General features: G+C 65.7%; 19 protein-coding genes. 11 read left to right on the forward strand and 8 right to left on the reverse strand.

What is annotated here, in order from left to right; translation table 11 throughout:
* Window positions 1–34: 34 nt before the first annotated feature.
* The 3 genes from ACYQ01_RS15405 (at window position 35) to ACYQ01_RS15415 (ending at window position 3,952) form a co-directional block, all read left to right on the forward strand.
* On the forward strand, window positions 35–2,269 hold the full coding sequence (locus ACYQ01_RS15405) for a vitamin B12-dependent ribonucleotide reductase (protein ID WP_459934745.1): 2,235 nt from the start codon (window positions 35–37) through the stop codon (window positions 2,267–2,269).
* A gap of 109 nt (window positions 2,270–2,378) precedes the next feature.
* Window positions 2,379–3,086: a cell division ATP-binding protein FtsE gene (locus ACYQ01_RS15410; protein ID WP_459934746.1), complete on the forward strand. Its 708-nt coding sequence runs from the start codon at window positions 2,379–2,381 to the stop codon at window positions 3,084–3,086.
* On the forward strand, window positions 3,083–3,952 hold the full coding sequence (locus ACYQ01_RS15415; protein WP_459934747.1) for a cell division protein FtsX: 870 nt from the start codon (window positions 3,083–3,085) through the stop codon (window positions 3,950–3,952). The genes ACYQ01_RS15410 and ACYQ01_RS15415 overlap by 4 nt, the downstream gene beginning before the upstream one ends.
* 183 nt (window positions 3,953–4,135) lie before the next feature.
* On the opposite strand, the gene ACYQ01_RS15420 is transcribed toward ACYQ01_RS15415, so the two are convergent.
* Window positions 4,136–4,462 carry a hypothetical protein gene (locus ACYQ01_RS15420; RefSeq protein ID WP_459934748.1) on the reverse strand — a complete coding sequence of 109 codons (327 nt, stop codon included), beginning with the start codon at window positions 4,460–4,462 and terminating at the stop codon, window positions 4,136–4,138.
* A 233-nt stretch (window positions 4,463–4,695) separates the two neighbouring features.
* Between ACYQ01_RS15420 and ACYQ01_RS15425 the strand changes: the two genes are divergently transcribed.
* The 5 genes from ACYQ01_RS15425 (at window position 4,696) to ACYQ01_RS15445 (ending at window position 10,218) form a co-directional block, all read left to right on the forward strand.
* A complete protein-coding gene (locus ACYQ01_RS15425; RefSeq protein ID WP_459934749.1) occupies window positions 4,696–5,022 on the forward strand; it encodes a hypothetical protein in 327 nt (108 codons plus the stop codon).
* 400 nt (window positions 5,023–5,422) lie between these two features.
* On the forward strand, window positions 5,423–6,511 hold the full coding sequence (locus ACYQ01_RS15430) for an acyltransferase family protein (RefSeq protein ID WP_459934750.1): 1,089 nt from the start codon (window positions 5,423–5,425) through the stop codon (window positions 6,509–6,511).
* A gap of 170 nt (window positions 6,512–6,681) precedes the next feature.
* Window positions 6,682–8,154 (forward strand): DUF1800 domain-containing protein, encoded by a 1,473-nt coding sequence (locus ACYQ01_RS15435; RefSeq protein ID WP_459934751.1) that lies wholly within the window; start codon window positions 6,682–6,684, stop codon window positions 8,152–8,154.
* Window positions 8,155–8,176: 22 nt separating this feature from the next.
* Window positions 8,177–9,523 (forward strand): DUF1501 domain-containing protein, encoded by a 1,347-nt coding sequence (locus tag ACYQ01_RS15440; RefSeq protein WP_459934752.1) that lies wholly within the window; start codon window positions 8,177–8,179, stop codon window positions 9,521–9,523.
* 233 nt (window positions 9,524–9,756) lie between these two features.
* Window positions 9,757–10,218 carry a hypothetical protein gene (locus ACYQ01_RS15445; protein WP_459934753.1) on the forward strand — a complete coding sequence of 154 codons (462 nt, stop codon included), beginning with the start codon at window positions 9,757–9,759 and terminating at the stop codon, window positions 10,216–10,218.
* Window positions 10,219–10,350: 132 nt separating this feature from the next.
* Here ACYQ01_RS15445 and ACYQ01_RS15450 read toward each other — a convergent pair whose 3' ends face one another.
* From ACYQ01_RS15450 to ACYQ01_RS15470, 5 genes are all read right to left on the reverse strand, one after another.
* Window positions 10,351–11,073, reverse strand: a complete 723-nt coding sequence (locus tag ACYQ01_RS15450) for an acyltransferase (RefSeq protein ID WP_459934754.1) — start codon at window positions 11,071–11,073, stop codon at window positions 10,351–10,353.
* A gap of 144 nt (window positions 11,074–11,217) precedes the next feature.
* Window positions 11,218–11,985, reverse strand: coding sequence for a tRNA1(Val) (adenine(37)-N6)-methyltransferase (locus tag ACYQ01_RS15455; protein ID WP_459934755.1), 768 nt, complete (start codon window positions 11,983–11,985; stop codon window positions 11,218–11,220).
* 5 nt (window positions 11,986–11,990) lie between these two features.
* Entirely contained in the window at window positions 11,991–13,199 is a 1,209-nt protein-coding gene (locus ACYQ01_RS15460) for a DUF1015 family protein (protein ID WP_459934756.1), read from the reverse strand.
* A gap of 7 nt (window positions 13,200–13,206) precedes the next feature.
* Window positions 13,207–14,748 carry a murein biosynthesis integral membrane protein MurJ gene (gene murJ, locus ACYQ01_RS15465; protein ID WP_459934757.1) on the reverse strand — a complete coding sequence of 514 codons (1,542 nt, stop codon included), beginning with the start codon at window positions 14,746–14,748 and terminating at the stop codon, window positions 13,207–13,209.
* Window positions 14,749–14,815: 67 nt separating this feature from the next.
* Window positions 14,816–16,282: a cyclic nucleotide-binding domain-containing protein gene (locus ACYQ01_RS15470; protein ID WP_459934758.1), complete on the reverse strand. Its 1,467-nt coding sequence runs from the start codon at window positions 16,280–16,282 to the stop codon at window positions 14,816–14,818.
* An 87-nt stretch (window positions 16,283–16,369) separates the two neighbouring features.
* Between ACYQ01_RS15470 and ACYQ01_RS15475 the strand changes: the two genes are divergently transcribed.
* The 3 genes from ACYQ01_RS15475 to ACYQ01_RS15485 all read left to right on the forward strand — a co-directional run bounded on the left by ACYQ01_RS15475 (window position 16,370) and on the right by ACYQ01_RS15485 (window position 18,175).
* Entirely contained in the window at window positions 16,370–17,203 is an 834-nt protein-coding gene (locus ACYQ01_RS15475) for a TatD family hydrolase (RefSeq protein ID WP_459934759.1), read from the forward strand.
* Window positions 17,204–17,570: 367 nt separating this feature from the next.
* Window positions 17,571–17,846: a hypothetical protein gene (locus tag ACYQ01_RS15480; RefSeq protein WP_459934760.1), complete on the forward strand. Its 276-nt coding sequence runs from the start codon at window positions 17,571–17,573 to the stop codon at window positions 17,844–17,846.
* The gene (locus tag ACYQ01_RS15485) at window positions 17,843–18,175 is read left to right on the forward strand and encodes a hypothetical protein (protein ID WP_459934761.1); all 333 of its coding nucleotides are present in this window, start codon (window positions 17,843–17,845) and stop codon (window positions 18,173–18,175) included. The genes ACYQ01_RS15480 and ACYQ01_RS15485 overlap by 4 nt, the downstream gene beginning before the upstream one ends.
* A gap of 259 nt (window positions 18,176–18,434) precedes the next feature.
* On the opposite strand, the gene proB is transcribed toward ACYQ01_RS15485, so the two are convergent.
* Together proB and ACYQ01_RS15495 are read right to left on the reverse strand one after the other, a co-directional pair.
* Window positions 18,435–19,577: a glutamate 5-kinase gene (gene proB / locus ACYQ01_RS15490; RefSeq protein WP_459934762.1), complete on the reverse strand. Its 1,143-nt coding sequence runs from the start codon at window positions 19,575–19,577 to the stop codon at window positions 18,435–18,437.
* Window positions 19,578–19,591: 14 nt separating this feature from the next.
* Window positions 19,592–19,813 carry a hypothetical protein gene (locus ACYQ01_RS15495; protein ID WP_459934763.1) on the reverse strand — a complete coding sequence of 74 codons (222 nt, stop codon included), beginning with the start codon at window positions 19,811–19,813 and terminating at the stop codon, window positions 19,592–19,594.
* Window positions 19,814–19,928 lie beyond the last annotated feature (115 nt).

Consider the following 19,928-nt stretch of genomic DNA (forward strand, 5'->3'; position numbering starts at 1 on the left):
CACACATATTTTTTGTTGCAAGGAGAGCCCGCCCATGTCCGTCGTGGATGTCCCCGCCGATCTGCCGGAACCAGACTTGAACGAAAACGCCAGGATCGTCCTGGCCAAGCGCTACCTGCGCAAGGGCCCCCAGGGCGAACCCGTGGAGACCGAAAAGGAGCTTTTCTGGCGGGTGGCTTGGTCCGTGGCCGCCGAGGAGGCCAAGTACGCCAAGTCGCCCTTTACCGTGGACGAACTGGCCCGCGCCTTCTACGACCTGATGGTGGGTTTCAAGTTTTTGCCCAATTCGCCCACGCTCATGAACGCCGGCACCGAACTCGGCCAGTTGGCGGCGTGTTTCGTCATTCCGGTGGGCGACTCCCTGGACGAGATCTTCGACGCGGTGAAGAACGCGGCCATGATCCACAAATCCGGCGGGGGCACGGGGTTTTCCTTTTCCCGGTTGCGGCCGAAAAACGCCCGGGTGGGCTCCACGGGCGGAGTGGCTTCCGGGCCGGTGTCGTTCATGCGCATCTTCAACACCGCCACCGAGCAGGTGAAACAGGGCGGCACCCGGCGCGGGGCGAACATGGGCATCTTGCGTGTGGACCATCCCGACATCCTGGAATTCATTCGTTGCAAGGAGCGCGAGGGCGAGCTCAACAACTTCAACATCTCCGTGGCCCTCACCGAGGCCTTCATGCGCGCCGTGGAGGCCCAGGAGGACTATCCCCTGGTGGCCCCCAACACCCAAGAGGCGACGGGCTCGCTCAACGCCAGGGAGGTGTTCGACATCCTGGTGCAAAAGGCCTGGGAGTCGGGCGATCCGGGCATCATTTTCCTGGACCGCATCAACCGCGACAATCCCACGCCGGAGGTGGGAGAAATCGAGTCCACCAACCCCTGCGGCGAGCAGCCCCTGCTGCCCTACGAAGCCTGCAACCTGGGGTCGGTGAACCTGGCCCTCATGGCCGCCGACACGCCGGACGGGGTGAACTGGGAAGAACTCGACCGGGTGGTGCGCCTGGCCGTGCGTTTTCTGGACAACGTCATCGACGCTTCGGTGTATCCGCTGGAGAAAATTTCCGAAATGGTGCGGGCCAACCGCAAGATCGGACTGGGCGTCATGGGTTTTGCCGACCTGCTCTATCAGTTGGGCGTGCCCTACGACTCGCAGGAGGGCCTGCGCCTGGCCGAACGTGTGATGGACTTCGTACAGACCCGGTCCCGGGCCGTGTCCGCCGAATTGGCCCAGGAGCGGGGCGCGTTTCCCAACTTTGAGCGTTCGACCTACGCCGCCGCCAAGCAGGGACCTTTCCGCAACGCCACCACGACCACCATCGCGCCCACGGGCACGCTCTCCATTCTGGCCGGTTGCTCCTCGGGCGTGGAGCCGCTGTTCGCCCTGTCGTTCGCCCGCCACGTGATGGACGGCGAAAGGCTGGTGGAATCCAATCCCTATTTCGAGGCCGCGGTGAAAAAAGCCCGCTGCCATTCCCCCGCGCTCATGGAGGAGGTGGCGGCCAAAGGTTCGGTCAAGCACGTTGCCTACATCCCGGAGGAAGTGCGCACGATCTTCGTCACGGCCATGGACATCGAACCGGTGTGGCATCTCAAGATGCAGGCCGCGTTTCAGAAATACACGGACAACGCCGTGTCCAAGACCGTGAACCTGCCCAACCAGGCCACGGCCGAGGAAATCCGAAACATCTATTGGATGGCCTTCGAGCAGGGGTGCAAGGGCGTCACCGTATACCGCGACGGGTGCAAGTCGGCCCAGGTGCTGTGCACGGGGGACCAGTCCCGGCAGGGCCAGTCCGACTCCCGTCCCGAGTCCAAGGTGCGCAAGCGCCCGGACGTGGTGAGCGGCTTCACCCAGAAGATCCATACCGGCCTGGGCGAACTCTATCTCACGGTCAACGAGGTGGACGGCAAACCCTTCGAGGTGTTCGCCACCATCGGCAAGTCCGGCCGGTCCATCACGGCCAAGGCCGAGGCCATCGGGCGTCTGGTTTCCCTGGCGCTACGCTCCGGGGTGGACGTGGCCGACATCGTGGGGCAGCTCAAGGGGATCGGCGGGGAGAATCCGGTTTTTCGGAAGAAAGGACTTCTGCTCTCCCTGCCCGACGCCGTGGCCTGGGTCCTGGAGACCAGATATCTCCAGGGGCGGTCCGTACCGCAGGACGCGGCATCGCTTGGCCATCCCGCATGCCCGGAGTGCGGGGAACCCCTGACGTTTGAAGAAGGCTGCTTCAACTGCAAGTCCTGCGGGTTCACCCGCTGCGGATGACGCCGGGCGCACGGGGCGCGCTTCCCGGGGAGGGCGCCCCCCTTTACTTTGGCCGGAAAAAGCATAGGCATCCTTTTTCGAGACCGCATCACGAGGCAGGCACAGGGCCATGATACGGGCCGTATCGCTCTCCCACAATTTCGGGGCGCACGCCGCGTTGCGCGCGGTGAGCTTTACCGTGAACAAGGGTGAATTCGCCTTTTTGACCGGACCCTCCGGCGCGGGCAAGACCACCCTTTTGCGTCTGCTGCACGGTGAACTGTCCCTCTCCCAGGGGGCGGGGTTCATCGCCGGGTTCGACCTGCGCACCCTGAGCCGGGCCGATCTGCCGTTTCTGCGACGTGACGTGTCGGTGGTGTTTCAGGATTTCAAGATCCTGCCCGACCGCACGGTGCGCGAAAACGTGCGCCTTCCCCTGGAGGTGCGCGGCCTGCCGAACGAGACCATCGCCCGCCGGGTGGATTCGGTTCTGGTCTCCCTGCGGCTCGAACGCCAGGCCGACCTGCCCTGCGTGAGCCTTTCCGGCGGCGAACAGCAGCGCGTGGCCATTGCCCGGGCCATGGCCGGCGGTCCCCAGGTGATTTTGGCCGACGAGCCCACCGGCAACCTGGATCGGGCCATGTCCAGCCAGCTCATGGAAGTCTTCAAGCAGTTCCACGCCCATGGGGTGACCATCCTCATGGCCACCCACAACCAGGATCTGGTGCGGGCCAACCCCAGGGCCAGGGTGCTGCACCTTGAAGCCGGCCATCTGGTGGCCGACGCCGGCGGCGACGGTCGATTCGACAAACCGGCCGGCTGGGAGGCCCTGCCGTGATTCTTCTCAAGCGGGCCTTGGCCCGGGCCCTGGCCCAGATCGCCCACAATCCCGGCGTGCACGCCATGGCCGCCACGGCCCTGGCCCTGACCTGCTTCTTGGCGGGCGCGTTCGGCATGTTTCTGCACAATCTCGACCGCCATCTGTATCGTCACCAGGGCAGCGCCCAGTTTCAGGCCTACTGGAAGCCGGGAACGGACGCGGCCCAGGTGCGCAAGCAGTGGGAGGACATACGGGAAACGGAGGGCGTGCGCGACGCGGTGTTTTTCACTCCCGAGCTGGCCCTGGAAAGCCTGAAGAAGACGTTGGGGCCGGATTATGACTTTTCGTGGCTGGGGGGCGTCAACCCCATGCCGGCCACGGCCCTGGTCACCTTTTCCGTGAACAGCCCGGATACCGGCCAGGCCCGGGCCTTTCTCGAACGACTGCGCGCCCTGCCCGGAGTGGACAAGGTGCGCATGAGCCCTTTGCAGCTCGATGTGGCCCTGGCCCTGCGGGCGTTGTCGATCAAGGCCCTGGCTCCGCTTTCGGTTTCGCTTTCGCTGGTGATCGCCCTGGTGGCGTACTTCGCGGCCCGTCTCACCCTGGAGGGGCAGCGCGCCGAGGTGGAGATCATGCGTCTGGTGGGGGCGCAGGAGTGGTTCGTGCGTCTGCCCTGGGCCGTGAGCGCCGCCTGCACCGGTCTGGTTGGGGCTGTGGCGGGCCTGGGAGCGCTCAAGCTTCTGCAAACCGCCCTGGCCGGAGTGTTGTACGAGGCCCCGTTGTGGATCAGGCTGTCCCCGCCGCCCATCGAGGAAGCCCTGGTCATGGGAGGGATGACCCTGGCCATGAGCGCTCTGGGCGGATGGCTGGCGGCCAGGGAGTAGCGGGTGTTGACCATTCGCCGTCGGCCGCCCGGCTTCTCAACGGTTCGGGCCTCGACATCTGCCGCGACGCTTCGGGCGTGAGGCCGTTGCGCGCCTTTCAGCGGAAAAAAGCCCAAACAAAATGACCGGGCAACGGACACCGGTGTCCGCGGCCCGGCCGGAAAAGACCAAGCGTCGCCCTGATCAGCGGCGAAATTCCTGCTTTCTGGCCTTGAAGGCTTCCTTCAGACAGTCGAGCGTCACCTTGCTGCGTTCGGCTTCGCCGATGAGTCGGTCGAGCTGGGTGCGGTAGAGCTCGCTCGACTTGTCCATGGGACCGTTTTCCAAGATTCTGAGTTCGTCCATGGTGCGCTTGTAGACTTGGCGTTCCTGGGCGATGCGCTCTTCGAGTTGATCCGGCAGAAGGTCCATATAGTCGTCGGACGTTTCCGCCAGGGCCGGCAGGGCGAAACCCGTTAGCGACAAGGCCAAGACGGCCGCCCAGGTCCATTTTCTAACTGATGCGTTCATGACTGCCTCGCCTGCGCGCTGCGCTGTTTTTTTGACCCTACCAATTCTTCCGTACCAGGGACAACCCCTTTTCGCTTTCCCGGCCGGAAAAGATCTCCCGGAGATTACGGGTACATGAACAAAGAGTAATATGCTAACGATTGTTCGCGGTCGCGGCCCATGCTACCCTTTTCAAAGTGATGGAGGCCCTCGGGGCGTCAGTCCGGGGTATTCCGCAGAGGAGGATTTCGCTTATGAAACGTTTCGCGGCCGCCGTGTTTGCGGCGTTCGTTCTGCTCGGATCGGGCTTGGCTCTCCCTGTTCAGGCCCGCGACTATTGGACTCGCGAACAGCTGGAAAAAATGGAGCACAAGGCCAAAAACCAACTCTACGCCTACCAGCGGTATGAAATGTCCGAGCGCGAGGCCGTTCAGGACGGCATGCCGGAACAGGCCGCGCTCTATCGGCAGGCCAAGGACAAGGCCCTGGAAGCCTACAAGCATTTGAACGCGCAATACCAGAAAGCCCTGTCCGAACGACGCGAGTACGATCGCAAGACCGAAATGGCCACCGAACGGTAGCCGTCTTTTCTCGGAAAGTTTGCGGGCCTCCTTAACAGCCTGTTGAAAAATCCTTGCTGGCTGCGTTGCTGCGAAAAACTCAACCCCTCAACGGATGCCAACTCCGCTTCGGGCTTGACTTTTTCTCGCGCCTTGACAGCACGTTTTTTGAACAGTCTGCAAGACTCGACTTTTGGGGCGGGCTGTTAAGGGAGGCCTGAGTCTCTCCCAACGTCCGATGCGGAAGTGCGCACGGATCCGCGCGTGGCCCGGCCGAAGCGCGACACGTGCGCTCTCGTCGCCGTTCTCGTTACGGCTTCCCCAGGGCGAACCGGCCGGATTTCCACACAGGATCGCTCCCCCGCGCCTTGCCCTGAACCCTGGCCTCGCGTACAAACGGCCAGCGCAAAAGGAGGCCCGCGTGAGCAAAGACATTCCCCAGTTGCACGCCATCAGGGCGCTGGCCGTGGCGGGTATTTTCGTCCACCATGCCGCCATGGGCAACGCGCCCCTGACCCAGGCCCTGGCGGGCACGGTGCTCGGCCATTTCTTTTCGGACCTTTCCCTGGGCGTGGTGGCCTTCAACCTCATGACCAGCTTTCTTTTGGCCCTGCCTTTTATGGGCGACAAGGCCGCACCGGTTCCCCGCTACAGGGATTATCTCCCTCGCCGGCTGTCGCGCCTGTGCCCCCGGTACTACCTGTGCGTGGCCTTCGTGGCCCTGGCCAACGCCGTGGTCTTTCGCGTGACCGCGCCCGGAGACTGGATCCCCGACGTCCTGCGCCATTTGTTGTTCCTCGACTCCCTGTGGCCGCAGTCGTTTTATTCCAACACCGCGGCCTACTGGTGGTTGGGGCTCATGCTCCAGTTCACCTTGGCGTTTCCGCTGCTGCTCAAGTATTTTCGCCGGTTTGGTCCGGCTCGCGTGACCCTGGCCGTCACTCTGGTGGCCTGGCCCCTCATGGAGTTGCTCCAGATGTGGAGCCGTGGCGCGCCGGACGGTCTGGGCTCGACCGTGTCCTTTCTCTTTTCGGTCAACCTGCCCGCGCGCCTGCCGGAATTTTGCGTCGGCATGTGGATGGCCAGCCTGTGGCGGGAATGCCCGGGCCGGGTCTGGATCGTGGACAAATCCCTGGCCGGGCTCATCTTCGGGGCCTGCGCCCTGTGCCTTGCGCTCTCGCTTGTCTCCGGCGCGCCCACGCCCTGGTTCGCCGGATTGGCCTGGACCATGGCCCTTTTCGTCGTTCTCTTCGCCCTGCCGCACACGGCGAGCCTGGGACGACGGCCCATGGTGCTCTGGCTTTCGCTGGCCTCCTACGCCATCTACCTGCTCCATCAGCCCATCATGAGCTATCTGGATCTGGTGACCCAGGCCTTTTCTCCCTGGCTGCGCTTTTTCACGTTGATGGTCCTGGCGTGGTTGGTCACCGTGCGCGAAGCCGCGTTTTTGGAAAAGGCCACGGCCTGGGTCATGAGCCGCTTGCCCGGAGGGACGAGACGGCGACGCTGAGAGGCCGCGAGAGGCCTTTGGGCGAGGATGCGGCGGGTGGCGCCGGCGGCCTCGGATTCGCCCCTTCCGGCCCCGGCGGTTCGGCCAAACGGTCCGAAAAAAATTGCCATCCCCTCCCGGCTCGGGCTATCTGCTTGCCCATGGCGGCGCGATTCTGGCTACTGGGAGTTTTGATAGTCCTGACGTTCGGGTCCTGGGCCATGGCCCAGGAGGTCGACACCCGGGCGCAGGCCGCGCATGCGGTCAACCGTCTCACGTTCGGCCCGGCCCCGGGCGAGATCGACCGGGCCGCGTCCATGGGCGTCAGGGCCTGGGTGGCCGAGCAGCTCGCTCCCGAGACCCTGGCCGAGCCGGACGAGTTGCTTCGGCGCATCGCTCCCCTGAAGACCCAGGAGATGGATACCGTCCGCCTTTTTCGGGCGTACGGCCCCAAGGCTCCCGGCGGTCCCCGCACCCGCCCCACCCTGGACGAGATCAAGGCCGCCCGCAAAAAGGCCGCCGTGGTGCTGAACGAAGCGGCCCAGGCCAAACTCTGGCGGGCCATCCTTTCGCCGCGTCAACTCCAGGAGCTCATGATCGACTTCTGGTACAATCACTTCAACATCTCGGCCCGCAAGGGGCTCGACCATCTCTGGGTGGGCTCCTTCGAACGGGAGGCCATACGGCCAAACGCCATGGGCAAGTTTCCCGAACTGCTCCTGGCCGTGACCAAGCATCCGGCCATGCTCATCGCCTACGACAACTGGCAAAGCGCCGCGCCGGAGAGCCCCCAGGGCAAGGGACGGCCCAGGCCGCTCATCGACGCCCACGCCCGCGAGATCCTCGCCTCCCAGACCATGGGGCCCAGGAGCTTCAAGCCCGCCGACGTCGTGGCCCTGGCCCGGATGCTGGCCGGTTGGAGCATCGGCTCGCCGCGCGCGGCCACGGATCGCAACGGCTTTGTTTTCGACGAACGTCGACACGAATCCAGGGACAAGACCCTGCTGGGCGTGGTCATCAAGGGCGGGGGCATACACGAGGGCGAGAAAGCCCTGGAGCTTCTGGCCCTTCGGCCCGAAACGGCCCACTTCATAAGCCGCAAGCTGGCCCGGCGCTTTCTGGGCCAGGATCCGGGCAAGGATCTGGAAGAACGTCTGGTCAAATCCTTTCTGGATACCAAGGGCGACATCAAGGCCGTGTTGGCCGCGCTTTTCGACAGTCGGGAATTTTTCGATCCCAAGGTCATGGGCGACGCCTTCAAACCGCCCCTGCGCTATGTGCTGGGGACCGTGCGGGCCGCCGGGCGTCCCGTGACGGACGTTTCCGGCCTGGTCCGGACCATCGCCGACATGGGGCAGCCCCTCTACGACTGTCCAAGCTCCCAGGGATACAAGGACGACCGGGACTCCTGGCTCACCGCCGAGGGGCAGCTCAAGCGTCTGCTGTTCGCGGCCAAGGCCGGGGAGGGGACGCTTGACGGCTGGGGACCGGACCCGGTGGCGCCGCCGGCGGCCTACAAGCCTCCCGCGCCCCTGGACCCGGGCCTCTTGGCCAAAACCCTGGGGTTTGAACCGGACGCCCAGACGCGCCGGGTCATGGACGCCTGCACCCTGCATCTCAAGGCCGCGGTGCTGCTGGCCGGACCGCAGGCCCAGTCGTATTGAACCAAACGCCAAGGAGCGCCCCGTGAATCGCCGCCGTTTTCTCTCCGCCCTGACCGCCTCGGCCCTGTGCGCCCTGGGCGGGGCGCGTCTGGGAACGGCCGCGCCCCAGCCCGGCCGGAAGCGGGACGGGACCGCGCCCGACAACCCCGCGCCGGACACGGCCACCCCCCCGGGCGGTCCGGGGAGCGACGCTCCCGTCTCGCGGGAAAATGGCCAAGCCCAGGCCGGACCCAAAAGCGACGGCGTGAAACGGCTGATCACGATCTTTTTGCGCGGCGGGCTGGATTGGCTCTCCGCCGTGCCCCCGGTGGGCCTGGCCCGCTACTACGGCCAACGGCCCTCCATCGCCTTGCCCCCGCCCGGACAACCCGGGGGAGCGCTTCCCTTGGCCGGGGATTTCGGCCTGCATCCGGCCTTGGCCCCCCTGCTCGATTTCTGGAAGTCCGGCGGCCTGGCCCTGGTGCGCGGCGTGGGCCTTCCGGCCCCGCAGCGGGTGCATCTGGACGCGCAGAAGGCCTTCGAATCCGGTCTGCCCCTGGACCGCTATCCCCGCGACGGCTGGATAGGACGGCTTTTGCCGCTTCTGGGCTCGGGGGCCAAGACCTTGTCCCTCGCGCCCCGGACTCCGCTCATCTGCCAGGGAGGGAGCGGCACGGTGAACATCGCGCCCCAGGGGTTCCCCCGGGCCGGCTGGCCGGTCGAGCGCCCCGAGTTCTTTGCCGCGCTGGACCATCTCTATACGGGCGGAAGTCCGCTGGACAAGGCCTATCGCCAGTCCCAGGTCCTGTTGCGCAGCAAGCTCACCGCCCTGGAGCGCGAGATACGGGGGTCTACGGGCGATGCGCCCTCGGTGCACGCCTTGCCGGACCTGGCGGGAAAAATCGTGGAATACGTCAAGAAAAAACCCGCGACGCGACTGGTGTTCCTGGGGCTGGGCGGGGTGGACAGCCATACGGCCCAGGGCGCCGGCAAGGGGCACCTGGCCGAGGTGTTGTATTCCCTGGGCCGGGGATTGGCCGGGCTGGCCACGGGCCTGGGGCCTGCGCTCGACGACACGGTGGTGCTGGTCGTTTCGGAGTTTGGCCGGTCCCTGGCGGAAAACGATTACGGGGGCACGGAAAACGGCTACGGCGGCATGGCCATGGTGTTTGGCGGACGAACGGCCGGAGGGCGTTTTTTGGGTGACTGGCCGGGCCTTGAACCCGAAAAACTGACGGATGGAGCCGACTTGGCCGTAACCGTCGACAGCCGGGAAGTGGTGGCCGAAATCTGTCTGAGCCATTTCGGTCTGCCCCGCGAGGGTCTTTCCCGGGTGTTGCCCGGCTACTTTCCCACGCGCAGCCTTAAAGACCTCTTTCCCAAATCCTGACGAAACGGATGGCCCGTTCGGCGGGCCGTTTTTCCGGCTATCGCCGCGGGGGGCTCTTGGCCGCCACCGTGGACGGGGTGTCCGGGCGTGTGTCACCTGGGCGGATTTCCTCCGCTTGCCGTCGGCTTCGCCCGACCCGGAGGGCGTTCCGGGGGTTAAGTTTTCCACGGTTCAACCGAACAGAGGCCTTAGGGAAGAGTCCGCGCCCGGCGCGGTCAGACAAGGATGTCCTCATGCCCAAGGAGTCGCCCATGGCCAAGGTTATTGCATTGGAAGCGTATCTCACCCGAAAGTATCAGGTCGATGCCCCGCCCCAGGACCCCGGGTCCGGGGAGCCCCACATCAACGACAGCCAGATTTGGTCCAGAGATTACAGCAAGCTGGAAAACGTGGTCTTCGGTGTGCTCAAGATCAGGGAGGTGCTCAACTACTACCTCTATTACGAGGACGTATGGGCCTACCTGCTCTTGAACCTGCTCGACGCGGCGCTTGAGGGACAACCCCGGAGCCAGTCGGAGTTGCGCGAGGCCTGCTCGCATCTGCGCAACTATGTCTTGCAGGCGGTGGACGCCACCAACCGCAAGAACATGTACGCCGTGCTGCTCATCCTGGACTTGATCGAAAAGGCCCCGGGGTTTCGCAACGCCCTGCGGGGAGGGGTGATTCAGCCCCTGGTCGAGCAGCCGCAGACGTGACGGCCGGTCCGCCGCGCCGCGCGGGAGGGACTCCCCTCCTTCCCCCGGCGCGGCGGGCCTGGAGAACGTTCGGCGGGGCGTGGCGGGAAAAGCCGCCGGGCGGCCTTTGCCCAAACCCGCGCGCGAGTTGGTTCAGAACAGCCAGATGTGGTCCAGATCCGCCCCTTCCTTGCCTTCGGTGCGTCTTTCCCGGATTACCTGGGCCGGGCGTCCGGCCACAACCATGTTGTCCGGCACGTCCCGGGTCACCAGCGCCCCGGCCGCGACGATGGCTTGGCGTCCCACCGTGACGCCGGGAAACAGCATGGCCCCGGAATAGACCTTGGCGTAGTCCCCCACCACCACCGGCTTGTATTCCCGCTCGATGTGCGAGGACTCGCTGTGGGTGTGCGTCATGATGCGCACGTCTTCGGCCAGGGCCACGCCGTCGCCCAGTTTCACCCCGCCCTTGGAGTCGATGAACACGTTGCGGTTGAAGAACACGCCTTCGCCCACTTCGAGCAGCGGTCCGAAGTTGAAGCGGACGTTTTCTTCGGCGATGAGCGCCGGGCCGCATTTTCCGAACAAGCGCTCGGCCAGGAGCCGGCGGAACGGAATGGCGAACCCCACGATGAGCGACAGCGGGAGTTTGTCGAAGTAGTCCCACAGAAAATGGAGATGGCGTTGCGCCGTGGTAAGCGGGCACTCCTGGGCCTTGGGCAGGGTTTCGGCGTAGAGGCGCATGCGGCAGATGGTGTTGAGCTCCATGGGAGGGGCTTCCAGGAAGCCCAGGGCCGCCTGCACGGCTTCCGGGTCCTCGATGCGGTCGAGGACTTCACCGATGTGATTGAGCCTTTTCGAAAACCATAGCGCCATGCCGGCTCCTTCGCGTTTCGGGTTTCCCGCGCCGTTGCCGGATTGAGTCTCGGCCCGCGCGCGACGTACGGGACGCTGCATGCGCGTCCGCCGTCGACGTTATCGCCGGGGGAGGGCGCACGGACAAGTCCTTTTTTGCGGTCGCTACAGCGGGGGCGATTGCTCTCGTCCCGCTCCCAGAAATGGACAGAATTCCAGGGCCCGGTCGGTGAGCCGGGTGTCTTTGCCCGTGTTCTCGTAGAGGACGAGCGGAGGCTCCACGGTCAGTTCCTCGCCCGCGTTTTTTACCGCCTCCAGAAGAACCAGGCGGGCGTTTTCCTCCAGGCGCGAGTGGACAAGGCGCAGCCGTTTGGGCGTCAGGCGCGCGAGCTGGCATCCGGCCAGCAATTCGACGAGCCGCCACGCCGGAAACACCGTGGCGAAACGGCCCCGGTTGGCCAGGGTGAAGGACGCGGCCTGGAGAAAGTCCCGCAAGGTGGCGGTGGATTCGTCCCGTGACCCGGCCCGGCCGGGATTCGGGCAGACGTGCCCCGTGCCCAGGGGGCGATAGGGCGGATTGGCCAGGACCAGGTCGAATCCTTCGGGCGGCAGAACTTCGCGCACGCGGCGCAGGTCCAGTTCCTGGGTCTGGCAGGCGTCGGCGAAGCCCAACAGACGGGCGTTCTGTCGGGAGGCCCGTGCCTGCTCCGGGTCGATGTCCACCCCCAGGACGATGAGGTCGCGTTCCGGGTTGAGGAGCAGGGCGGCCAAGCCGGCCACGCCGCAGCCCGCGCCCAGATCCAGCAGTCGGGCGCGCTTGCCGGGCTTGACGAAGGCGGCCAAAAGCAGCGGGTCCAGGGAGAAGCGGTATCCGGTCCGGGGCTGGACCAGGCCCCGGGGAAAGAAAGCCCTGGCGTCTTCTGGCGAATTCATGGCGATCAACGCGGTAGGTGGGTGACGAGTCCGGCCGGGGGCGCGGCGGCCAGCCGTACGGTTCCGGGGGGCAGGGTCACGCCCAGACGTGCGGCCAAGACCAGGGTGCGGGGGGTGGGGGGCTTGGGATAGAGCGCGGCCTGGGCCCGTTCTTCCGCTTGGGCCAGGCGGGCCTGGGTCGGGTCGTCCGCTGTTTTGGGGGTATGGTGTCCGCCGAGGCGCAGGTAGCGCCGCCAGAAAACGCATAGCGCCTGGCGCTGGGACAGGGCGTCCAGCACCTGCCGCACCGGCGCGAGGTCGGGCTTGGATTTGGGGCGCAACAGGTGGAGAACGCCCTTGTGTTCCAGGGCGAACGCGCCCTGGTCCGGACAGGCGTGGAGTTCGGACAGGTCCTCCATGGGGAGGATGTCGAAACGTTCGGTCGCGGCTTGCAAGGCGAAGGAAAAATCCACTTTGGAGTGGGGGCCGATGAGCACGGGGCGCGCCTGGACGACCAGGCCCGGCTCGGACACGCTTGCCAGGCAGGCGCAGGCGAAGTCCCAGGGATAGAACTCGCCGCCGCCCTGTTCTTCTCGATGAATGCGGGCCGCCTCGAAAAATTCCGTTCCCGAAACCACGATGACCTCGGCTCCGGCCAGGGCCCGGCCCAGGTCCGATTCGTGCCGGGCGGGCAGGCGCCAGAGTCGGTGAACGGCGTCGTTGTCGCGAAGCACGGCCAGGGGTTGGAGCAGGCCCTGCACCTCGCGGCCCATGTTGGCCAGGTGAACGTCCGGCAGGTCGAACAGGGCGAAAATCGGCGAAAGCTGGGCCTTGGCTTCGCGCAGGGCGGCCAGGCGTATGGCCACGTCCTGGGGCCCCGCGGTCTCCAGGGGGAGCACACCGGGGCTGCCCACCCGCAGCCCGCCGAACACGCTCCACCGCACCAGGGGCCGGTCGGGATCGGCCGGATCGGGAAAGTGGCTGCGCATGAGATAGTAGGCGGGTTGGCGCTTGATGAGCGCGCCCTGGTCGCGCCACGCCCCGATCAGGCGTGCGGCCGCTCGGGGGGCGTGCGGCTGGTCCGCATGCACGATGTTGTAGGGGCTTTTGGCCGCGTACAGGGCCTTGTCGGCCGGAGTCAGGCTTTCCAGGGGCGGGGCGCAGGTCTTGTCCGGGGACAGGTCGGGGTTTCGCCAGTCGAAATGGGAAAAGGCTAGGGGTGCGAGTACCGGCACCGGAGTCTCACGCGCGACGCAGCCTGGCCAGGGTCTTGTTCTTGAGAAAGCCCAGCAGCAACGTGGCTTCCTCCACTTTGAGCAGGGCGGAGGCGGCCATGTACGCGGCGGCCCAGACCAGAATGAGCCCCAGGGACAGCCAGGGGTGATCGGCCGTCAGGTGCGCGCCCAGGCCCACCAGCACCGAGAGCGCGGTGGAGACCGCCAGCGTGCGCGAGGGACGCCACAGCCCCGGATAGCGCAGGCCGAGTTCCCGGCCGAGCAGCCAGACGTTGGCCCAAGAGGAAATCGACGTGGCCAGGGCCAAGCCCACCTGGTCGAAGGGAAACATGAGTCCCACGGCCAGGACCACGTTGACGACCAGGCACACCGCGCCCACCCGCACCGGGGTCTTGGTGTCGGACAGGGCGTAGAAGGCCGAGACCAGGGGGCGCACGCAGGCGAAGGCCGGCAGGCCCACGCAGTAGGCGACGAGCGCGGCCGAGGTGGCCTGGGCGGCCTGGGGGGTGAAGGCTCCCCGGCCGAAGAGTACGTGCACCATGGGATCGGCCAGGGCCACCAGGCCGGCCGTGGCGGGCAGACAGATGAAGAGGGTGAGGTCCACGGAGGAGCGCAGGGTCGTGGCGAATTCGCCGTGGTCGGCCCGGGCGGCCAGGCGGGCCAGGCTGGGCAGGGCCACGGTGCCCACGGCCACCCCGAAAACGCCCAGGGGAAACTGCACCAGCCGGTCGGCGTAGTACAGGGCCGAGATGGAGCCGGCGGGCAGAAACGAAGCCAGAAGCGTGCCCACCACGATGTTGACCTGGTAGATGGCCGCGCCGAACACGGTGGGCAGCATGAGCTTGCCCATGTCGATCACGCCCTTGTCCGCCAGCCGCCAGGGGCCGCGCCAGCGGAATCCGAAACGCTTGAGCGCCGGGGCCTGCATGAGAATCTGCCCGAATCCACCCACGATGACCGACCAGGCCAGGGCGTGGGGGACGTTGAGCCCGAAGAGCCAAGCCACGCCCGCCCCGATGATGATGGCGGTGTTGAGTTCGCTGGTGGCCAGGGCCGGGGCCAGAAAGTGGCCCATGGCGTTGAGCGCGCCCATGCACAGGGCCACGATGGAAATCTGAATGATGTAGGGAAACACGATGCGCACCAGATCCACGGTCAGGGCGAACTGGGCCGGCTCCTTGGCGAACCCCGGAGCGATGAGCAGGGTGATGGGTTCGGCCTGCCACAGGGCCAGCGCGGTGACCACGCCCAAAATCATGAGCAGCCAGGCCAGGGCCGAGCGGGTCATGGCGAAGGCCGGGGCGTCTCCGCCTTCCTGGCGCAGCCTGGAGAACACCGGCACGAAGGCCATGGTCATGGACCCTTCGGCAAAGAGCCGGCGCAGCATGTTGGGCAGGCGGTAGGCCACGTAGAAGGCGTCGGCGGCCGGACCCGCGCCAAGCACGGCGGCCACGATGACGTCGCGGAAAAATCCCAGCACCCGCGACAGCAGGGTGGCTCCGCCCACGATGGAGGCGTCCTTGGCGATCTGTTTGACGTGCGCGCTCATGCGGCGGACCCTAGGGCAAAGCGGCTCCGGCGTCCAGCGGGCCGGGCGTTCCGGGGCGACCCCGCGTTCACCAGAAGAGCTTGCGGAACACCTCGAACAGACCCTCGTCGCCGTTCTTGCGGGTCTGGCTGGGCTTGGCGCGCCGTTCGCCGTCCCTGGCCTTGAAGACGCTTTTTACGTTGTTGGAGAGCACGGGGTTTTTTTCCAGCACCACGCGGAAGGCCTCGCGGTCCACTTCCAGGCACACGGTGCGTTCCATGGCCACCACGTCGGCCTGACGGGGTTCTCCGGTGAGCAGGGCCATCTCGCCGAACACCTCGCCCGGTCCCAGGCGGGACAACTCCCGGTCGCCCAGGCGCACGGAAACTAGGCCCGAAACAATGAGAAACAAGGTGTCCCCGCGCTGGCCTTTCTGTACGATGACCGCTCCGTCCGGGTACGACCGGTTGGCCGAACAACTGACCAACAGTTCGAGCTCCGCGGGCTGCATGCCCGAGAAAAGGGGCGCCTGGGCAAGCATCTCCGCAGTCTGGCCCGCGTTGGCGGAACAGGTTTTCGACTGGATGATCTCGCGCCGTTCGGCGGGAAAGTCGATCCCCTGGCGCAGAAATTCGTACCATACGGCGGAAAGCGCCTCGTTTCGGGCCGCGCGGGACTGGGCGTAGTCCTCAATGAAGTAGGCCAGGCGGTAGACGGCCCGGCTCGGGGTGATTTCGCACAGGCGCACGGACGGGGCCGGACGCGCGGCCACGTGGGAGCACTTGCGCAGGGCGTTTTCCAGGGCGCTTCGCACCTTGACCGGCGGAATGCCCAACGGGGCGGGCACGTCCTGCATGAGCCGCACCTGGGGGATGGGCTCGGTCAGGTTGGTCAGACGCTCCTTGGCGATGGCGTTGTTGGGGATGAGCACCAGCGTCTCGTCCAGGGTGCGCAGTTTGGTATACCGCCAAGTGATTTCGACGACCTTGCCCTCCTGGTCGCCGGTTTTGATCCAATTGCCCGGTTTGAAGGGCTTCTCCATATGGATGAGCAGACCCGAAAACAGGCTGCCGATGGTGTCCTGCATGGAAAAGCCCACCACGGCGGTGAGTATGGCGGACGAGGTGAGCAGCGCGCCCAGGCGGACGTCGAAGGCGGTGTTGAGCACCCAGAGGACCACCATGCCCATGGCGGCGAACGACACCAGATTGAGCACGATGGGGTTGACCGTGACGCGTCGCACCCGGCCGAGAAATATTTCGGCGTACACCCCGTGCAGGGCGGCCCGAACCGCCAGCCAGGCGAAGAGCCCCTCCACGGTGAGGGTCAGGGCCTCCAAACGGCCGGTCAGGATCACAGGGCGCAGGGTCTCCAGGGTCCAAAGCAGGGCCAACCAGCGCAACAGGTCGATCACGCCGGCCGCGCCCTTGTCCTTGAAACGAACGTGCAGGGCCGAAAGCGCCAGACCCAGGACGCCGGCCGCCCCGGCGCGCCACAGGGCCGCCGCATGGCGTGCGTCGACAGAGCCAACCAGGGAAGCTATCCAATCAGACATATGTTTTTTTCTTCGGGAGTTTGCCCGCCTCGGCAGCGGGGCGGTTTTTTCATTGCGTGCGGCGTCCGCTTGGTATACCCGCCGGCCATGAGCGCACATACTCAGCGACCGGACCCGCAGTCCCTGGGACTGCCCGCGGTGGGGGTGGAAACCCACGCCCACCTCGATTACAACTGGCTCGACCCGGGCAAGATCGCCCAGACCGTCCACCGGGCCAAACTGGCCGGCGTGGACCGAATCGTCAACGTATTCCTGGGACTTGAGGCCTACCGGGCGGGAGCTTCCGTACTGGGAGCGCATGCAGGCGTCGACTTCACTTTGGGCATTCATCCCAACGACGTCAAGGCCGATTCCATGGATCAATTGGCCGAAATGGCCCAATTTTTCGCCAAGGACCAACGACTCAAGGCCGTCGGAGAGATCGGTCTCGACTTCTATCGCGACCACACCTCGCCGGAAGTGCAACTCCCGCTTTTCCGCGAGCAGTTGGAGTTGGCCCGCCAGTTCGACAAGCCCGTGGTCATCCACAGCCGCCAGGCCACGGCCGAAAGCCTGCGCGTGCTTGATGACAGCAAGTTCCCGGGCGAACGGGTGCTCTGGCACTGCTTTGGCGAAGGGCCCGACGTGGCCCGCGAACTCTTGGCGCGGGGCTATACCCTGTCCGTTCCCGGACCCGTGACCTACCCCAAAAACGAAGACCTGCGACGAGCCGTGGCCGAGATCGACCTGGGACGCCTGGTCCTCGAATCCGATTCGCCCTTCCTCACCCCGGAACCCTATCGGGGCAAGCCCAATGAACCGGCCTTCAACGTCTTTACCGCCGCCTGCGTCGCCAAGGTGAAAAACCTTCCCGTGGAAGACGTCTGGCGCGTCACCGGCGACAACGCTCGCTCCTTTTTCGGACTTGCGCCGCTGGAATAGGCGGGGAATCGGTAGAGGGGGAAGGGGGGGGAGATCGGGGAGGGGAGCCCCTTTTTTGAAAAAAAGGGGCTCCCCTCCCCGATCTCCCCCCACCAAAAAACTTTTTGGCTTGTCTGTGGTTGGCGTGGGGTTCGTAGGGGGGCGGATATTGCGAACGCCAGCCCCGGGCCGGCCGACACCGCGCCGCGCGGGCTACGCACCCCAACGTGAAGTTTTTGGGAGGATGGGGGTTTGGGGGAAGGGACCTTTTGTTGACAAAAGGTCCCTTCCCCCAAACCTTCCTCTTCCTTCCCAACGTTTCCGCTTCTCCCCGCACTTTTCATTTGGGGCGCGGTTGGGTAAAAGAGGCTTTTTCAAGGAGCCCCTCATGAAGGACGACCGCGGATTGTACTATTATCCCGCTCCCGAGAACAAGCGCATTCGCATGTACGTGCGCAAGATTTTCGGAGCCGTGGAATTTCGGATGCACAACCTGGACCTGCCCGAGGTGTGGGATCGCCACGGCTGGGTGCCCTACGATGAGATCCAACGCGCGGCGGCCCTGTACAAGGAGCGCGGGCGCGCGGCCAATCCCCTGCTGCTCTACGACCTGCGCATCGCCGACCAGTTGTTGGCCGAGGCCGGTGAAGCCTCCACGCATTGAGCGTTCGCACGGTTCTGCGGGTCTATGGTCAGGTGGAGTCGTCCTCGCCGGCCACGCTTGCCGCGTTGTTGGCCGTCCTGCCCGACGACGCGGGCGGCATAGAGGGCAAACGGCTGGAAATCGAGCACGAGGGGTTCTATTTCGATCCCGATCCCTTTCTCGAAGCGGCGGCCGTGTTGCTCGCTCCGGGGGAAGGCGGTCATCTCGACCTTTTTGACGAGGACGAACGCAGTCTCACGCGTATCGAGTTGGCTCACGGAGGGCACAGCGCCAAGACCTTCCGCTACGACGACATTCTCGAACACACCAAGGGCGAGGGCAACTGGTAGATCCCGGCGGCCCACGCGACGACCGGACCGCACAAATTGCATCGGGGGAACACGCCGTCTTGTACGACCCGCTCCCCCGCATGGCCTGTTTCCCCGCAACGTAGCGCCGAGAACAACGTGGCGCCGATACTGCTGGCGCGTTTTGCTCCCCTTCCCCCCACGGAGAAGTTTTTTGGAGGAGGGGGTTCGGGGGAGGCGCCTTTTGTTCACAAGGGTGCCTCCCCCGATCTTCCCTCGTGATTCTTCCTTCGCTCGCTGCCTACAGCGCGGCGTCCAGCACCATGTTGTCGCGGTGGATGGCTTCCGGGTAGGGGGCTTGTCCCAGCACCTGCGCGATACGGTTCGATTTGAGCCCCATGATCTTGTTCAGGTCGGCGGCTTCGTAGTTGGCCAGGCCCACGCCCACAGCGTGTCCCTGGTCGTCGAGGATGCGCACGGCCGCGCCCTTTTCGAACTCTCCATCGACCTGCACGATGCCGGCGGGCAGCAGGCTTTTGCCGCCCTGGCGCAGGGCCTTGGCCGCGCCCTGGTCGATTCGCAATTCGCCTTTGGGGTCCGAGGCGTAGGCCAGCCAGTATTTGCGCCGGTTGATGGCGCGGCCTTCGGGCAGCACCCAGGTGCCGAGGTCTTCGCCCTCGAAGACGCGACGCAGGCGGTCCGGTTCGCGTCCGGCCACAATGATTGTGGGCACGCCGAGTTGAGCCACGCGCTTGGCGGCCAGCAGCTTGGAGTACATGCCGCCGGTTCCGGCGTCGGTCTTGCCTTGGCACAGGGTTTCCAGGTCCAGGGAGGCGATGTCCTCGATGAGGCTCAGGCGTTTGGCGTCCGGGTTCACGGCCGGGTTGCCCTCGAAGACTCCCTTGGCCGAGGTGAGGTTGACGAACAGGTCCGCCCCCACGATGCCGGCCAAAAAGCCGGAAAGGCTGTCGTTGTCGCCATAGACCAGTTCCTGCACGGCCACGGTGTCGTTTTCGTTGATGATGGGCAGCACGCGCCAGGAAAAGAGCGTGCGCAGGGTATGGCGCACGTTCAGGCAGCGTTCGCGGTGCTCCAGGTCGTCTCGGGTGAGCAGCAGTTGGGCCGTGACCACGTCGTGCGTGGCGAAGCACTGGTCGTAGGCGTGCATGAGCCGGCTTTGTCCGATGGCCGAGGCGGCCTGGCGGTCGGGCAGGGCGGAAAGCTCGCGCTGGCGGATGACGGCCCTGCCGGCGGCCACGGCTCCGCTGCTGACGAGCAGCACGTCGCGCCCTTGCCGTTGCATGGCGCTCAAGTCCTTGGCCAGGCTGGCCACCACGTCCATGTCGAGGCCGTTGCCCGAGGTGAGCACGGCGCTGCCGACTTTGACCACCACGCGCTTGGCCTTGGTCAAGGCCGGGCGAATTTTGGAGAACGAGTCATGCATGGGGGGAAATTCTGTCAGGAGCCCAGGTCCATGAGCGCGCCCAGGTCGACTTCGGGAACGCGCAACAGCGAAACGCCCTGGCGCAGGCCCATGGCCTGTTGCCGGGCGGAAAACCCCGAGAAATACCGTCCCGCGGCCACGGCCAAGTCCTGGTTTACCAGGCCGGCGACCTTTTGGAGCAGGGGCGTTCCGGTCAGGTCGTCCGGGACGCCGGTGGAGCCGAGAATGTCGATCATCGGGGCACGCTTCCTTGCGGCCGAGGTTTCGGCCGATAGATTCGACTCTAGCCTTTTTCCGTTCGATTGACTACTGCTGGCCGGACGCGGGATGCTTCCCGCGCATACTCTTTCG

It is taken from the genome of Fundidesulfovibrio butyratiphilus (assembly GCF_054657235.1).

Coding starts and splice junctions, on each gene's coding strand:
- ACYQ01_RS15470 (WP_459934758.1), bottom strand. CDS start 16,282: ATGTCTGATTGGATAGCTTCCCTGGTTGGCTCTGTCGACGCACGCCAT.
- ACYQ01_RS15475 (WP_459934759.1), top strand. CDS start 16,370: ATGAGCGCACATACTCAGCGACCGGACCCGCAGTCCCTGGGACTGCCC.
- proB (WP_459934762.1), bottom strand. CDS start 19,577: ATGCATGACTCGTTCTCCAAAATTCGCCCGGCCTTGACCAAGGCCAAG.
- ACYQ01_RS15420 (WP_459934748.1), bottom strand. CDS start 4,462: ATGAACGCATCAGTTAGAAAATGGACCTGGGCGGCCGTCTTGGCCTTG.
- ACYQ01_RS15410 (WP_459934746.1), top strand. CDS start 2,379: ATGATACGGGCCGTATCGCTCTCCCACAATTTCGGGGCGCACGCCGCG.
- ACYQ01_RS15480 (WP_459934760.1), top strand. CDS start 17,571: ATGAAGGACGACCGCGGATTGTACTATTATCCCGCTCCCGAGAACAAG.
- murJ (WP_459934757.1), bottom strand. CDS start 14,748: ATGAGCGCGCACGTCAAACAGATCGCCAAGGACGCCTCCATCGTGGGC.
- ACYQ01_RS15455 (WP_459934755.1), bottom strand. CDS start 11,985: ATGAATTCGCCAGAAGACGCCAGGGCTTTCTTTCCCCGGGGCCTGGTC.
- ACYQ01_RS15495 (WP_459934763.1), bottom strand. CDS start 19,813: ATGATCGACATTCTCGGCTCCACCGGCGTCCCGGACGACCTGACCGGA.
- ACYQ01_RS15425 (WP_459934749.1), top strand. CDS start 4,696: ATGAAACGTTTCGCGGCCGCCGTGTTTGCGGCGTTCGTTCTGCTCGGA.
- ACYQ01_RS15450 (WP_459934754.1), bottom strand. CDS start 11,073: ATGGCGCTATGGTTTTCGAAAAGGCTCAATCACATCGGTGAAGTCCTC.
- ACYQ01_RS15405 (WP_459934745.1), top strand. CDS start 35: ATGTCCGTCGTGGATGTCCCCGCCGATCTGCCGGAACCAGACTTGAAC.
- ACYQ01_RS15445 (WP_459934753.1), top strand. CDS start 9,757: ATGCCCAAGGAGTCGCCCATGGCCAAGGTTATTGCATTGGAAGCGTAT.